This is a genomic window from Pseudomonas sp. LB1P83, assembly GCF_054897885.1.
Genome location: NZ_CM142709.1, coordinates 6,164,177 through 6,179,834, shown reverse-complemented (window position 1 = coordinate 6,179,834; position 15,658 = coordinate 6,164,177). Strand labels below are relative to the sequence as shown.

10 protein-coding genes are annotated in these 15,658 nt (G+C 55.7%); 3 read left to right on the top strand and 7 right to left on the bottom strand.

Annotated features, from left to right (window positions below):
- The first annotated feature begins 41 nt into the window (after positions 1–41).
- On the top strand, positions 42–914 hold the full coding sequence (gene pdxY / locus ACYZTY_RS28410; RefSeq protein WP_461956386.1) for a pyridoxal kinase PdxY: 873 nt from the start codon (positions 42–44) through the stop codon (positions 912–914).
- Positions 915–1,029: 115 nt separating this feature from the next.
- On the opposite strand, the gene ACYZTY_RS28405 is transcribed toward pdxY, so the two are convergent.
- Entirely contained in the window at positions 1,030–1,512 is a 483-nt protein-coding gene (locus ACYZTY_RS28405) for an acyl-CoA thioesterase (RefSeq protein ID WP_131058986.1), read from the bottom strand.
- 204 nt (positions 1,513–1,716) lie between these two features.
- Here ACYZTY_RS28405 and ACYZTY_RS28400 point away from each other — a divergent pair, with 204 nt between their 5' ends.
- The gene (locus ACYZTY_RS28400) at positions 1,717–3,480 is read left to right on the top strand and encodes a cation:proton antiporter (RefSeq protein WP_461956385.1); all 1,764 of its coding nucleotides are present in this window, start codon (positions 1,717–1,719) and stop codon (positions 3,478–3,480) included.
- A 159-nt stretch (positions 3,481–3,639) separates the two neighbouring features.
- On the opposite strand, the gene ACYZTY_RS28395 is transcribed toward ACYZTY_RS28400, so the two are convergent.
- The 3 genes from ACYZTY_RS28395 to uvrD all read right to left on the bottom strand — a co-directional run bounded on the left by ACYZTY_RS28395 (position 3,640) and on the right by uvrD (position 7,540).
- The gene (locus ACYZTY_RS28395) at positions 3,640–4,047 is read right to left on the bottom strand and encodes an SMI1/KNR4 family protein (RefSeq protein WP_007943369.1); all 408 of its coding nucleotides are present in this window, start codon (positions 4,045–4,047) and stop codon (positions 3,640–3,642) included.
- Between the two features lie 136 nt (positions 4,048–4,183).
- Positions 4,184–5,059, bottom strand: coding sequence for a Tim44 domain-containing protein (locus ACYZTY_RS28390; RefSeq protein WP_461956384.1), 876 nt, complete (start codon positions 5,057–5,059; stop codon positions 4,184–4,186).
- 297 nt (positions 5,060–5,356) lie between these two features.
- Positions 5,357–7,540, bottom strand: a complete 2,184-nt coding sequence (uvrD, locus tag ACYZTY_RS28385) for a DNA helicase II (protein ID WP_131058983.1) — start codon at positions 7,538–7,540, stop codon at positions 5,357–5,359.
- Positions 7,541–7,798: 258 nt separating this feature from the next.
- Here uvrD and ACYZTY_RS28380 point away from each other — a divergent pair, with 258 nt between their 5' ends.
- Complete coding sequence (locus ACYZTY_RS28380) at positions 7,799–10,669, top strand: EAL domain-containing protein (protein ID WP_461956383.1); 2,871 nt, start codon at positions 7,799–7,801, stop codon at positions 10,667–10,669.
- Positions 10,670–10,721: 52 nt separating this feature from the next.
- Here the strand turns inward: ACYZTY_RS28380 and ACYZTY_RS28375 are convergent, their stop codons facing one another.
- The 3 genes from ACYZTY_RS28375 to ACYZTY_RS28365 are packed head-to-tail and all read right to left on the bottom strand — an operon-like array spanning position 10,722 to position 15,467.
- Positions 10,722–11,258, bottom strand: a complete 537-nt coding sequence (locus ACYZTY_RS28375; protein ID WP_461956382.1) for a hypothetical protein — start codon at positions 11,256–11,258, stop codon at positions 10,722–10,724.
- Positions 11,242–13,932, bottom strand: coding sequence for an RHS repeat-associated core domain-containing protein (locus tag ACYZTY_RS28370; RefSeq protein WP_461956381.1), 2,691 nt, complete (start codon positions 13,930–13,932; stop codon positions 11,242–11,244). Before ACYZTY_RS28370 ends, ACYZTY_RS28375 begins: the two co-directional genes overlap by 17 nt.
- 17 nt (positions 13,933–13,949) lie before the next feature.
- Positions 13,950–15,467 (bottom strand): DUF6531 domain-containing protein, encoded by a 1,518-nt coding sequence (locus ACYZTY_RS28365; protein WP_461956380.1) that lies wholly within the window; start codon positions 15,465–15,467, stop codon positions 13,950–13,952.
- Between the last annotated feature and the right edge of the window lie 191 nt (positions 15,468–15,658).

Below are 15,658 nucleotides of genomic sequence, written 5' to 3'. Positions count from 1 at the left end.
GCGCGGCTCGAATTTCAATCGTTTGACGGAAAACACACCGCATGAAACGTACGCCCCATCTGCTCGCCATTCAGTCCCACGTGGTGTTCGGCCACGCTGGCAACAGCGCCGCGGTTTTCCCGATGCAGCGGGTCGGGGTGAATGTCTGGCCGCTCAACACCGTGCAGTTCTCCAACCATACGCAGTACGGCCAGTGGACCGGCGAAGTGCTGGCTCCGCACCAGATTCCCGAGTTGGTCGAAGGGATCGCGGCGATAGGCGAGCTGGGCAACTGCGATGCAGTGCTGTCCGGTTACCTCGGCAGTGCGGCCCAGGGCCGGGCGATCCTGACCGGCGTGGCGCGGATCAAGTCGATGAACCCCAAGGCGCTGTACTTGTGCGACCCGGTGATGGGCCATCCGGAGAAGGGTTGCAGCGTACCGGCCGAAGTCAGCGATTTCCTGCTGGAAGAGGCGGCCTCGGTGGCGGACTTCATGTGTCCGAACCAACTGGAGCTGGACAGCTTCTCGGGGCGCAAGCCGCAGTCGTTGTTCGATTGTCTGGCGATGGCCCGGGCTCTGCTGGCTCGCGGGCCGAAGGCGGTATTGGTCAAGCATCTGGCCTATCCCGGCAAGCCGGCGGATGGCTTCGAGATGTTGCTGGTCACGGCTGAAGGCAGCTGGCACTTGCGTCGGCCGCTGCTGGCGTTTCCGCGTCAGCCGGTGGGCGTTGGCGACCTGACGTCGGGGCTGTTTCTGGCGCGCGTGCTGTTGGGCGACAGCCTGCTGGCGGCCTTCGAGTTCACGGCGGCGGCGGTGCATGAAGTGCTGCTGGAAACCCAGGCGTGCGCCAGCTATGAGCTGGAGCTGGTGCGGGCTCAGGACCGGATTGCGCATCCGCGGGTGAAGTTCGAAGCGACTGCGATCAGTCTTTAAAAGCTTCGCGGGCAAGCCTCGCTCCTACAGGTCCCAGTCGGACACAAGATATGCGAACGACTGGGACCTGTAGGAGCGAGGCTTGCCCGCGAAAGCGATCTAGAGCCCGAACACGTCAGGCATCACCCTTGATTTCCTGATACCGCTTTTCCAGTTCCTGACGAATCTGCCGACGTTGCTGGGCCTGGATGAAGCGGCGCTTGTCTTCGCTGTTCTGCGGTTGCAGCGGCGGTACGGCAGCCGGTTTGCGGGCGTCATCCACCGCCACCATGGTGAAGAAGCAGCTGTTGGTGTGGCGCACCGAGCGCTCGCGGATGTTCTCGGTCACCACCTTGATGCCCACCTCCATGGAGGTGTTGCCGGTGTAGTTGACCGAGGCCAGGAAGGTCACCAGCTCGCCGACATGGATCGGCTCGCGGAAAATCACCTGGTCCACCGACAAGGTCACCACGTAGCGGCCGGCGTACCGGCTGGCGCAGGCGTAGGCCACTTCGTCGAGGTATTTGAGCAGGGTACCGCCGTGAACATTGCCAGAGAAGTTGGCCATGTCGGGGGTCATCAATACCGTCATCGACAGCTGGGCGTTTCCGGGTTCCATAGCGTTCTCACGGGTCAAGGCAGAATGTCGGAAGGGCGGCACCTCTGCGGGTGCCTGGTCGGTTTTTTACAAACCACCGTTATCGGGACGCCGGGCGGGTGGTCGCCGTCACGCCGGATCGATCTGTTTCCATATATTGCACCGCCTTTCTGGCGGAAGTCGCGGTGTTAACCTCCGAAAGTCCACCTTAAGGAGCCCCACACCATGCATGCCATCAGTTTTATTCAGGACCTGGCGGTGATCATGCTGGTCGCAGGTGTGGTGACGGTGCTGTTCCACCGCTTCAAACAGCCGGTAGTGCTGGGTTATATCGTCGCGGGCTTCATTATTGGCCCGCACACGCCGCCATTCGCCCTGATCCACGACGAACGAACCATCAAGACCCTCGCAGAACTCGGGGTGATTTTCCTGATGTTCTGCCTGGGCCTCGAGTTCAGCCTGCGCAAGCTCTTCAAGGTCGGCGCCACGGCCTTCATCGCGGCGTTCCTGGAAATCGTGCTGATGATCTGGATCGGCTACGAAATCGGCCAATGGTTCGACTGGAACACCATGGATTCATTGTTCCTCGGCGCTATCCTGGCGATTTCTTCGACCACCATCATCGTCAAGGCGCTCAACGACCTGAAGATGAAGAACGAGCGCTTTGCCCAGCTGATCTTCGGTGTACTCATTGTCGAGGACATCCTCGGTATCGGCATCATTGCCTTGCTGTCGAGCATCGCAGTCAGCGGCACCGTCAGTTCCGGTGAAGTGTTTTCCACGGTGGGCAAGCTCTCGCTGTTCATGATCGTCGCGCTGGTCATTGGCATCTTGCTGGTGCCGCGATTACTGGCCTACGTGGCGAAGTTCGAGAGCAACGAAATGCTGCTGATCACCGTGCTGGGCCTGTGTTTTGGCTTCTGCCTGCTGGTGGTCAAACTTGAATACAGCATGGTCCTGGGCGCGTTCCTGATCGGGGCGATCATGGCCGAGTCGCGGCAATTGCTGAAGATCGAGCGCCTGATCGAGCCGGTTCGTGACCTGTTCAGTGCAATCTTCTTCGTCGCCATCGGCTTGATGCTCGATCCAATGATCCTGCTGCAATACGCCTGGCCGATCGCGGTGATCACCGTGGCCGTTGTACTCGGCAAAATGCTTTCCTGCGGCCTCGGGGCTTTTATCGCCGGCAATGACGGACGCACCTCACTGCGTGTGGGGATGGGGCTTTCGCAGATCGGCGAATTCTCCTTCATCATCGCTGCGTTGGGCATGACGCTGCAGGTCACCAGCAACTTCCTCTACCCGGTCGCCGTGGCGGTCTCGGTGATTACCACGTTGCTGACGCCTTATCTGATCCGCGCGGCGGATCCGCTGTCGATCAAACTTGCCGCAGTGATGCCGAAGCGACTGGGTCGGGTATTGGGGATGTACGGTGAGTGGCTGCGCAGCATCCAGCCTCAGGGCGAGGGCGCGTTACTGGCGTCGATGATCCGGCGGATCCTGTTGCAGGTCGGGGTCAATCTGGCGCTGGTGATTGCGATTTTCTTTTCGGGCGCGTTCTTCGCCGAACGCATGTCCGCTTACCTGCAAGACTGGATCAGCGATCCGAGCTGGCAGAAAGCGTTGATCTGGGGTGGGGCGTTGCTGTTGTCGCTGCCGTTCCTGATCGCCGCCTATCGCAAGCTCAAGGCGCTGTCGATGCTGTTGGCGGAGATGGGCGTGAAGCCGGAGATGGCGGGGCGCCACACGCAGCGAGTGCGCCGGGTGATCGCCGAAGTGATCCCGATTCTCTCGCTGCTGGTGATCTTCCTGCTGCTGGCAGCCTTGTCGGCCAGTATTTTGCCGACCAACAAGTTGCTGGTACTGATAACCGTGGTAGCGGCCGCTGTGGCGGCGTTGCTCTGGCGCTGGTTCATCCGTGTGCACACGCGGATGCAGGTTGCCTTGCTCGAAACGCTGGACAACCATAAGGAAACGTCCGGGCATTGAAATTGGACCTGTAGCAGCTGGCGTAGCCTGCGTCCGGCTGCGCAGCAGTCGCAAAATAAAGCAATGAAGTGTTTCAGGCTAACCGAGTCGAGCATTTACGACTGCTGCGCAGCCGGACGCAGGCTACGCCAGCTGCTACAAAGTCGGCGTCAAGCCCGATCAGCTTTCCAGCCAGACGTCCCGCGCCCAGTGCCACACCGATTCCCAGGTTTCTTCGGCAATCAGTTCTTCTTCGGCCTGCCACAGCACCACGGTGCCGTCTTCTTCGACGAGGTAGTAGTCGTCACCATCCTGGCAGATCGGGATCATGCTGCGGTCGACGCCCGCGTCCCAGGCGTTGGCAGCAACGTCCGGCAGGTAGGTGTGAGATTGCGGGTCGGTGACGGTCACCGGCTCCAGGCTGCCGTAGACCACGTCACTGACGGTCAGCAAAAACTCTCTGAAGACGAAGGGAATGTCGATGAACAGTTGTTCCTCGATTTCCACGATCTGGTCTTCGTCAGGCAACTCCAAGGGGACCGGTACCGGTTCGTTGGCTTCACGCAGTTGTTCGATGATTTCTTCCACGTCCGGGATCCTCTTGCTTGATGGCGCGGTTTAGTTGGGGCGGTTTATACAGTAGCTCGCTATAGATGCAACTGCGAAATAGAAAAACCCCGGCTAGGCCGGGGTTTTCATTACAGCATGCGTAGCGCAGAGGGGATCAGCCGTTCTGGCGGATACCGGCTACCAGCCAAGGCTGGTTTTCGCCCTGCGGACGTTCCATGTTCCAGCTTTCGCTGAACACTTCGCCCTGGTCGAAACGCGAAGTCTTCGACACACCGCTGAAGGTCAGGGTGGCGATGGTCTTGTCGGCACGATCATCCACGCCGTCCAGTTGAACATTGAGGTTATCAATGTAAGTGGACTGGAAAGCTTCGCCCAGGTCGGCACGTTCGCGCTTGAGGAACTCCAGCAGTTGCGGGGTCACGAACTCGGAGATCTTGTCCATTTCGTTGGCGTCCCAGTGTTGCTGCAGGGACTGGAAGTGGTTGCGGGCCGCTTCAACGAAGTTCTGTTCATTGAACCAGGCCGGAGCGTTGATCACCGGACGAGCGGCAGCAGGTGCTGCCGAACCGCCGAAGATCGAACCCATGGCTGCTGGCTTCTGCTCGAACACTTCACGCTGCATCGGCGCGCCGGCTGGAGCCATATGCTCCTGCTGCTTGCGGCGACGAGCGGCGATGAAGCGGAAGACCAGAAAGGCGATGACCGCCATGATCAGGATGTCGAAGATCTGCATGCCCTGGAAGCCGCCGCCCATGAACATGGAGGCCAGCAGGCCACCGGCGGCGATGCCGGCCAGAGGGCCGAGCCAGCGTGAAGCACCGCCGGCCTTGGCGGCAGCGCCAGCGGCACCGGCCGCGCCCGCAGTGGCGGCAGCACCACCCGCGGCAGAAGAAGGAGCCATTTGGCTGGTCTGGTGAGTCGGCGCAGCGCCGGAGCTCTTGCCGCCACCAAAGCGCTTGGCGGCATTGGCGTCGAGGCTCATCGTCAGGCCAATGCACAACGCCATGGCGATGCTAAGAAAACGTTTCATAAAGGGAATTCCCATTTGTGGAAGGCACGCGCGCCATGTTGCACAGCTGAAGTGTTACTGGCTAGCGGCAGAGTGTTTCGGGCTTTTGCCTGACAGGTTGCGTTCAGCTTCAGTCAGCGCAATAAGGCCTGTTAACTTTGGTCTGTAAGACGAGTGGATAAGTTCTGTAGGAAGGGTGTCCGGTCGGACGACCCCTGTGTGCGAGCCTGCTCGCGATGGGGAGAGCGCGGTTCATCTAAATGACCGCGTTATCGTTCATCGCGAGCAGGCTCACTCCCACATAAAAGCGGGCAGTTCTTAGATCGCTTCCAGCTTGGCGTAACCGAGCATCAGCCACTTGCTGCCTTCGCCGAAGTTCACCTGGACCCGGGCCTGAGCACCGGCGCCTTCGAAGTTCAGGATCACGCCGTCGCCAAACACCGAATGCCGCACGGCTTGGCCCAGGCTGAACCCGGTGTCCGGAATCTCGCTGCCGCCAAACAGGCTGCTGGAACTTTGCTGCTGACCACCGCCGAACGGACGGCTGACGCTGTTGGACAGCCGCACTTCCTGGATCAGGCCTTTCGGCACTTCACGTACGAAACGCGACACCTTGTTGTAGGTCTCGCTGCCATATAGACGTCTTGTTTCAGCGTAGGTCATCACCAGGTTCTGCATGGCCCGGGTGATGCCGACGTAGGCCAAACGGCGCTCTTCTTCAAGACGCCCCGGCTCTTCGAGGCTCATCTTGTGCGGGAACAGGCCTTCTTCCATGCCCACGAGGAACACGTAAGGGAATTCCAGGCCCTTGGCGCTGTGCAAGGTCATCAGCTGAATGCTGTCTTCGTGCTCGTCGGCCTGAGTATCCCCGGCCTCCAGCGACGCATGACCGAGGAACGCCGCCAATGGCGTCAGGTCTTCGTCTTCTTCAGCGTTTTCGAAGTTGCGCGCGGCGCTGACCAGTTCCTCAAGGTTTTCTACCCGGGCCTGGCCTTTCTCGCCTTTTTCCGCTTCGTGGTAGGCGATCAGCCCCGACTGTTCGATAACTGTCTGGGTCATGAGATGCAGCGGCATTTCCATGCACTTGGCGGCGAGGTTCTCGATCAGCTCGATAAACGCGCCAAGTGCGCCAGCTGCGCGACCGGTCAGGCCTTTATTGGCGACCAGCAGGCGCATGGCTTCCCACATCGATACATCACTGTGGCGCGCATGGTCGCGAATCGCTTCAACGGTTTTCTCGCCGATGCCACGGGCCGGAACGTTGATCACCCGCTCCAGCGCCGCATCGTTGCCGCGACCTTCCAGCAAACGCAGATACGCCATGGCGTTCTTGATTTCTGCCCGTTCGAAGAAGCGCTGACCGCCATAGATGCGATACGGAATGCGCTCGCGCAGCAAGGCTTCTTCCAAAACGCGCGATTGGGCGTTGGAGCGGTACAAAATCGCGATATCGCTGCGGGCCAAGCCGGTTTTCAGCGCGCTTTCGATGGTTTCCACCACGTAGCGTGCTTCATCGTGTTCGTTGAACGCGGCGTACAGGTTGATCGCTTCGCCTTCGCCACCATCGGTCCAGAGCTCTTTGCCCATGCGTCCGGTGTTATTGGCGATCAGGGCGTTGGCAGCCTTGAGAATACCGGCGGTGGAGCGATAGTTCTGCTCCAGACGAATAGTCTCGGCGTCCGGGAAGTCGTCGGAGTACTGATAGATGTTCTCGATTTTCGCGCCGCGCCAGCCGTAGATCGACTGGTCGTCGTCGCCCACCACCATCAGGCTGTCGCCGCCCTTGGCCAGCAGACGCAACCAAGCGTACTGCACGGCGTTTGTGTCCTGGAACTCGTCCACCAGAATGTGCCGGAAGCGCTTCTGATAGTGGGCCAGCAGACCCGGGTGATCGCGCCACAGGTCCAGGGCACGCAGCAGCAGTTCGGAGAAGTCGATAACGCCGGCGCGTAGGCAAGCGGCCTCGTAGGCCTCATAAATGCTGCGCATGGTCGCCAGGAACAGGTCGCCGCTGGCTTGAATGTGTTGCGGACGCAGACCTTCGTCTTTTTGCCCGTTGATAAACCACTGGGCCTGACGGGCGGGCCAGCGTTGCTCGTCCAGCCCCAGCTCGCGGATTACTCGCTTGACCAGCCGCTGCTGGTCGTCGCTGTCGAGAATCTGGAAGGTCTGGCTCAGGCCGGCTTCCTGCCAGTGCGCCCGCAACAAGCGGTGCGCCAGGCCGTGGAAGGTGCCGACCCACATGCCGGCCGGGTTGAGACCCATCAGCTGCTCGATGCGATGACGCATCTCGGCAGCAGCCTTATTGGTGAAGGTCACCGACAGGATCGAGTGGGGCGAAGCGTTCTCGACCTGGATCAACCAGGCGATACGGTGCACCAGCACTCGGGTTTTACCGGAACCAGCACCGGCCAGGACCAACTGACGACCCACGGAGGCAGCTACGGCCTGGCGTTGGGCATCGTTGAGGGAGTTCAGCAGAAGGGAGAGATCATCGCGCATCGGGGCATTCTAGGGTGCGCCGTCACACCGGGCAAACCGAGCTTTGCATTAGCCGATGAAAGAAGCACGAATGACGACCGGTCGGTCACTGGCTGCAAGCGTTGGCGGGGCTCGCTCGAAGGGTTTTCAGGGGGCGGCGGGGGCCGGAAATTTTGTCGAATTTATGATCTGGGGCAGTTTGGTAAGGGCATTGGCTTGTGTATGCTCCGTCCACGTTTCGGGCTCATGCTCATCATTATAAGAACAAGAACATTGCCTATGACCCTCAGCTCTGACCTGTCGGGCCCCTCTGTGGAGCCTCGGGTTATCCGCAAACAGTACGCCATGGAAATGGCGGTCGAGCGCACGCGTCTGCTCTACCAGGGTTCGCTGCTGCCTACGCTGTTCATGCTGACCAACGGTCTGGTCTGCGCCGGACTGCTCTGGAGTCCGCAGCGCTACTTCCTCGTCAGCGTCTGGCTAATCTGGCTGTTGTCGCTGGTGGCCTTGCGGGTGATTCAAGTCGCAGCCTTCGATTCGGCCATTCCTGACCGCCAGGCCCATCCGGTCTGGCGTCGCATGTTCCTGCTGGGCTCCGCCATGACTGGCCTGACCCTGGCCGGTGCCGGCATCGCCTTGGTGCCCGCTGACAATTTCATACAACAAGCCTGGGTGTTTGGCCTGATCGGCGCTGCCGCCCTGTCGGCCAGCGTCGCGTACGCGGTCAGTCTTCCAGCGTTTCTGTCCTTTACCTTGCCCTGCCTGTTGCCGGCCATCGCCTATCTATTCTGGGGTGGCGATGAACAAGGCCGGGGGTGGGGCTGGTTTGGGCTGATTTTACTCGGGGCGTTGAGCGTGGTGGCCTGGCAGGTCAATCGGCTGATCGACAGCGGCTTGCTGCGGCGCTTTCAGAATCAGGCCCTGATCGAACACTTGCAGCAGGCGCAGAGCTGCGGCGACCAACTCAATCACGAGTTGGCCAAAGAAATTGATCACCGCCGGTGCGCCGAAGGCAAACTGCGTGAAGCCCAGGTCGAGCTGGAAAACCGTGTCGCCCAACGCAGCCTTGAACTGGACGCGGCCAACCAGGCCCTGAGCAAGAGCGAAGCACGGTTGGCGCTGGCGTTGAAGGCCAGTGAGCTCGGGCTGTGGGACTGGAACCTGCAAACCGACGAAGTCCACCACACCCAGCTTCAGGAGTTGTTCGGCCTGGAACCGGAATTCGTGACCGCGATGCTCAGCCACCTCAAGCCGCGGCTTCACCCCGAAGATCTGCCGTCGCTGCGCCGTGCCCTGGTCGAGCATTTGAAAGGCCGGAGCGAGGATTACCAGATCGAATACCGTGTGCGGCATGGCGACGGTCACTGGGTCTGGATCGAGGACCGTGGACGGGCGGTCGAGCGCAGCGCAAATGGTCGGGTCATTCGCATGGTCGGCACCCGTCGCGACATCAGCGCGAGCAAGGGCCAGGAAGAACAGCGCCAACTGGCAGCGACGGTGTTCGAGGCGGCCAGCGAAGGCATTGTGATTTTCGACCCGAATTACGCGCTGATCGCAGTCAATCAGGCGTTCAGCCGCGTCACTGGCTACGACATCGAGGACATGATCGGGCGCAACGTCGTCGAGTTGCCGTGTAGCCGCGATGCGCGTCGGCACTACGGCGCGATTCATCATGCGCTGGAACAGCACGGTACCTGGCAGGGCGAGCTGGTGGAAACCCGCAAGAACGGTGAGCTCTATCCTCAGTGGCTGCAACTGAACGCTGTTCGAGATGCTCGGGGAAATGTGAGCCATATTGTCGGCTTCTTCGCCGATCTGTCCGCTCGACGGGAATCTGAAGAGCGTATGCGCTATCTGACCCATTACGACGAGCTCACTGGCCTGGCCAACCGTTCGCTGTTTCGCGAACGGCTGCGTGAGGCACATCAGCGAGTGCGTCAGGGCGGGCGCCGCAGCCTGGCACTGCTGCATATCAACCTGGATCGTTTCAAGCTTCTCAACGACAGCCTTGGCCATGAAGTTGCCGACCAGTTACTGCAGAAAATGGCCCGGCGGCTGGTCAACGCGCTGCCAGAGGCGGACACCATCGCGCGGCTTTCCGGTGACGAATTTGCGGTGATATTCGATGCCTACGGCAACCTGTCGAGCCTTGCGCGAGTGGCGACCCGCTTGTCGACCAAGCTGCGTTCGCCGATTACCGTCGATGGCCACGAACTGGTGGTCAGCGCCTCGATGGGCATCAGCATGCTGCCGGACACCGCGCGGGAAATTTCCGCGCTGGTCAGCCAGTCGAACATTGCCATGCAACACGCCAAGCATTTGGGCGGCAACAACTTCCAGTTCTACACCGAGAGCCTGCAAGCCAGCACCCTTGAGCGATTGCAGCTTGAGAATCAGCTGCGCAAAGCCATCGAAGAAAAGCAGCTGCAAGTCTATTACCAACCGAAACTCTGCCTCGCCACCGGACGCCTGAACGCTGCCGAAGCGCTGGTGCGATGGGATCATCCGACCATGGGGCGCGTGCCGCCGGGGGACTTTATCGGTCTGGCCGAGGAAACCGGGCTGATCGGTCCGATTGGCGAGTTCGTGTTGCGCCAAGCCTGTTGGCAGGCTTGCGAATGGCAGCGCCAGGGGCTCGATCCGATTCGCGTGTCGGTCAATTTGTCGGTGCATCAATTGCGCCAGGGCAAGCTCGTCAGTCTGGTGCGTCAGGTGCTGGAAGAAACCGGTCTGGCGCCGCACTACCTGGAACTCGAACTCACCGAAAGCCAATTGCTGGACAGCGTCGAGCACATCATCGCGACCTTCCAGCAGTTGCGGGATCTGGGCGTGAAGCTGGCGATCGACGATTTCGGTACGGGCTATTCGTCCCTGAGCTATCTCAAGCGCATTCCCGTGGATTACGTGAAGATCGATCAGGCGTTTATCCGCGGCCTGGGGCAGGGCAGCGAGGACGCAGCGATCACCCGGGCGATCATCGCCATGGCGCACGGCTTGTCGCTGAAAGTGGTGGCTGAGGGTGTGGAGCGAACCGAACAGCTTGAGTTTTTGCAGGCTGAAGGCTGCGACGAGGTGCAGGGTTACCTAATCAGTCGCCCGGTCGAGGCAAATGACTTAGGCTGCTTGTTAAAAGAACAAGATGCTAAATGAGATGCTTTGCTGAGTCAGCAGGCAGAGTGCCGACTCAGTAAGGGAGGATCTGCTAAGCAAATCGTCTGATCCACCATGTAATGTAAGATTCAAGTTGGTTGTTTGACCATGAAATATACTTCAGTCCTTGGTAGTTGGTCGAATGCCGGACGCTTGTCTCGTTTGATTCCTTTTCGGGGTATAGGTTAAATACGATTTCTGGATTTTTTGGTGTGTAAATTATTGAAGATAAACGACCATTGATGAATCGAAACTGAGCAACACCGCTATTAGGGTCTCCTTCGATTTTATAGTTGTTTATTTCAAATATTTTGTAATCAAATCTTGCTTTAAATGGGCCTCGGCTTGTATTGGATTTCTCTAAGGTAGCGAGAGTGTAGCCTTCGTGCTCAAGATTGTTTACTACCTGTTCAATGAGGCTGCAACTGTGAATTTTGTTTACCAGTAGTGGCGAGTTACTATCGCATATTTGATCAAGGTTCGCCGGGTAGTAGTATTTTGCCGCTATGAAAGCGAAGGAACAGGCCAGTAGCAAGATAAGTGAGGCGATCTTTAGTGTTGAAATTCTATATTTAATAATAGGCGCCATTCGAAGTTACCTCCTTAATCAAAACATTGTTTTCAAGAAGAGTCATGCAGGTTTTTGGGCAGTCATCAGGGCTTTTCTTGTCTTTGGCCGCACATAATCCAACTTGATTGTTCCAGTCGTCCATGGCCCTCTCGTCTTTGCTTTGTCCAAAGTTCGATACTTCATGTACCCATCCGGCAAATCTGCTTGTTGATTCCCCCCAATTTGATGATGCAATCATGCACGACGCGACACAGTGTCTGAAAGCGTCCCGGGGACCGTTATGTGTTCCAGGTAGCCCGCTTTTTTCGGCTATGTCCTCGGCTTTGGAGGACCATTCAAACACAGATTCCAATCCAAAGGGATCAACGTATTTCAACGGATTGCTTGTGGCATATCCATAGGTGTTAAACCCACCTTTGAGGCCCATTGGATCACTTTCCAAATAGCGTCCTGTCTCCGGGTTATAATTTCTGAAGTAATTGTAATGCAACCCAGTTTCAGCATCGTAGTACTGACCGGGGAAACGGAGGTTTAGAGTCAAAGAGCCGCTGGCTTTCTCCAAACCAAAAGCGTCAGATTTCCATTCCCATATAATTTCCTGAGCCGCGTTAATTACGATACGGGGAGTGTTGAGGTGGTCGCTATGAATGTAGAACGGCATGCTATTAGTAATTACTCCTGTCACATCATAATTAATACTCACACCGCCCAATGGCAGGCCATCAAGCCAGAAGTAGAATTGACTTACGAGTTTGTTGCCTTCGCTACTGAACATCGTTTCGCCTAGCAGTTGTCCATCAAGTCCGTAGAGAAATGTGGTAACGCCTTGTGGGGTGATTTTCTGGGTGCGTTGACCCAGAGCGTTGTAGCGAAACTGAGCCCGGATCATTCCGTCAATTTTCACGCTGCTCAGGCGATTCTGTTCGTCGTATGAGAATTGGCGATTGTCGTGGTCTTTGATCAGATTGCCTGTCGCGTCGGAACTCACCAAATGGTCGTCTATTTGGATCAAACGATTGTTACTGGCTCCATACTGATAAGTCATGACTGCACTGTCTTGCACCTTGCCTTCTGCCAGAGAAGTGAGAGTTTTGTTGGTGCGGTTACCAACAGCGTCATAGGTAAAAGTTTGATGTCGGATGGCATTTGTTTCTTCTGTCAGGCGATCGAGCGCGTCGTAGCTGTAATTTAAATCGCCGAACGAACTGCTTTGTACTTTGGTAACGTTTCCGGTGACATCGTAGGTATAGGCATTGCTCCAGCCGGCGGCGGTTTGTGCAGTTAACCGATAGTCCAGATCGTAGGTACGTTGAAGCGTAGTCCCATTGTTCCAGGTCAGGCTTTTAAGCGGACCGAAAGGTAGGTAAGTGAGGTGCTGTGCAAAGGCGATGGGTTTGTCTGTTCCATGCCGAATTTCAACTTGGTTAACCTGTCCGGCGGCGTTACGAAGATAGTGGATGCTGAATCCGGCGGGATAGTCGATTCGATGGAGTTGATTTGCACTGTCGTAGCCATAGTTAATTAGTTCGGCTTGAGCCACATCATTCATCGGTGGAATGTGCTCCTGAACGATAAGGTTGCCGTGCGCGTCATAGGAGTAGCTCAGTACTCCAGTTATATCCTCCACGGCAGTCAGCCGGCCGATTCCCCTGTTGTTCGCGGCAATCGAGTCGTAGTGGAAACGTGTGTTGAGCGTCGGGTTCGCCGGATACCGATGAGTGATCAAGCGATTGAGAGCATCGTATGTAAAGGACGTGACTACCCCACGTGCATCCGTTTTCTCTGTGATGTTACCGGCTGCGTCATATTTATATTTACTGCTGCCGCTATCGGGACTGTCCAATTGGGTCAGGTTACCAAAACCATCGAAGTGATACTGAGTGCTTGCTCCACGTGCGTCGCGGGCGTGAGTGAGGTTACCTTGAGCATCGTATTTAAACTGCGAAGAGCCGTTTAATGGATCAGTGCTCTTCACTAAACGGTCGAGCGGGTCATAGGCGGCGCTATAGCTAAGGCCACGAGGCGTAACGGTTGTAATGAGATTATTATTAAGGTCGTATTTCATATGGGTTGTTTGGCCACTAGCACCCACCGATTGAAGTAAGCGACCCAGTTCGTCATAAACCCATTTATGCTGTTTTGTCGGATTTCCCCCATTGTCCATCACACGTGCCGCTGTGTGGTTTCCCATTGGATCGAGTTCAAGCTCGACCTGTTCCATTAAGTTGTTTGTAATCCGAATGAGCCGCCTGGCGTCGTCCCAAGTGTAAGCAAGCCAGCTTTCGTCGCCTCGGATTAACTTGGTTATGTCGCCGGTAGCGTTGTATTCGAACTGTGTTTTTATATCTGCAGTACTGACAGACGACAACCATCCTTGGGGCGCATAGCTCAGTAGTGTTACAACTCCATTGGGATCAATAATAGTTTGCGGTTTCCCCATGAAATCAAAATTCGATAGCTCGGTGATGTGTCCAAGCGCATTAGTAACGCGCGTCAGATTTCCCTTCGTGTCGTATTCATAGCGAGTGATATCGTTTACATCAGTTCGTGGCCCATCTGTGGACTCAAGTAAACCTGCACCATTGTAGACGAATGACCGTCCGCGCTCTGGTACTTGCCATAGTGGAACGGTAAGAAAAGATCCGCCTAGTGCCAGCGCCAGAAGGCCTACTCTCAATATCAATGTATTCATGTTCAGATCCTTCTGAATCAACGGGCCCTAATTGCCTGAGTGAGTTGTCGTCCTTCAGCGTCGTAGGTGTAGTGAATTGATCGGTTCGGTTGGGTGATGCGCACGGGAAGAGGCAGGGTCGCGTGCCATTCTGTAATAATGGTTCTGGAGTCGGGTGTTCCGCTTGCTTCCGTTCGGGAAATTTCTAAGCCGCGATCATTGTGGGTATATAGCGTCGTATTCTGGTTGTTATCAGTTTGCGACTTAAGAAATCCGCGTTCGTCATAAGTGAAGGTTGAGTTGCTTCTCGGACAATTAACGCTTGGCTCGCCGTCAATCGATGTGATGCGTTTGATACCCTGAAAATAGCCAAACTTATAAGTTGTACTTTTTCCTAGGGTATTCGTTACAGTGGTTGAATCGTCGATATGGTATTGAATAGTTGTTTTTTCAGCGCCTTCCGCGTGCTCGCTTGAGATAGCGCGACTGTGATCGTCATAGCTCCATGACGCATAGTTGACTCCACGCTCGTCAATTATTGATGTTAATAACCTGCTGTCTCGAGGGTCTTGGTAGAGGTATCTCTTTTTGTTAACTATATTGGGATATGTTTTTGATACTGACATTAGTTGTCGATAGTCATCATACTCATATTCGATCTGCATAACGTCGGACGAAAAGCGCAGAGGCTGACTCTTGTTGTCTTCTGTAAAATTAATAGAATTGCCATAGCTGTCGGTGACGTAAATGTGGTTTTCATAATATTTGATCAGTTGCACTGCTCCCAGTTTTCGGATTTCAGAGAGCCTGCCTTTCTCATCAAAAATGTAAAAGTAATTTTCTGGTGACTGGTATTCCCATTGAGTTTCAGTCTTGATCAAGTACTCAGCGATTGGTTTTCTCGGTAAATAAACGCCATTTATTTTATTAAACGTCGATATTCTTCCATCGGCATGAACAATCGATACGGAGTTTGCATCAGAGAATAATCGAAAAGCGTAATTATGCGTCCATGCACCGTTTTTGCTGGTGTAGTTTCGTGAGAACTCAATTTCGTTGACTTTACGTTTTTCTTTGGTTGACGGGAAGTCTATTTCTGATTCGATTTTATGACCTGTCAGAAAATCAATTGGATTTCCTACAAGGCTTGATGGGCAGCTATCGTTTATATTTTCAACTTCGCACATTCCTGTCAGCTTGTTAAGTGACTGATTCTCTGCGCATGAGTCTCCACTGAGGAGTATTTGAGCTGTAAACGTGCCTGGGTCAGGTCCGCCGTCTTCCTCCTCTACCTCGATTGGTACGTAGTCTATTTTGCATAACCATTTCCAGTCATAAATTTCATGAGGTATTGCAGTGTTATATCCCAGTATTTCCTCATTTTCAGCGCTGAGTTTTTTATGGAGTGCTTGGCATGCTATTTCTGGAGAGTTGTGCTGCGTGGGGTGGTCGTGGAGACTCCATGCTTTCCAGTTATATATTTCAGCTGCTGAATATTGATGGGCCGTTAACGTTAAAAGTAAAATTGTAATTTCAAGAGCTTGTTTAGTCTTCATTTGATCTTCCGTGATCAATATTTATATTTTGTAGGTCGGTTTATTAGGCGCACATTCATTTTGTGCGCTGCAGTTGGCCCATATGCGGTATATATATATTGCAATTGTAAATTCATGCGTCGTTACGGCTTCGTATCACTTTGGCAGGCGAGGCGAAGGGAGGAAAGGGAGGAAAGGGAGGAAAGGGAGTC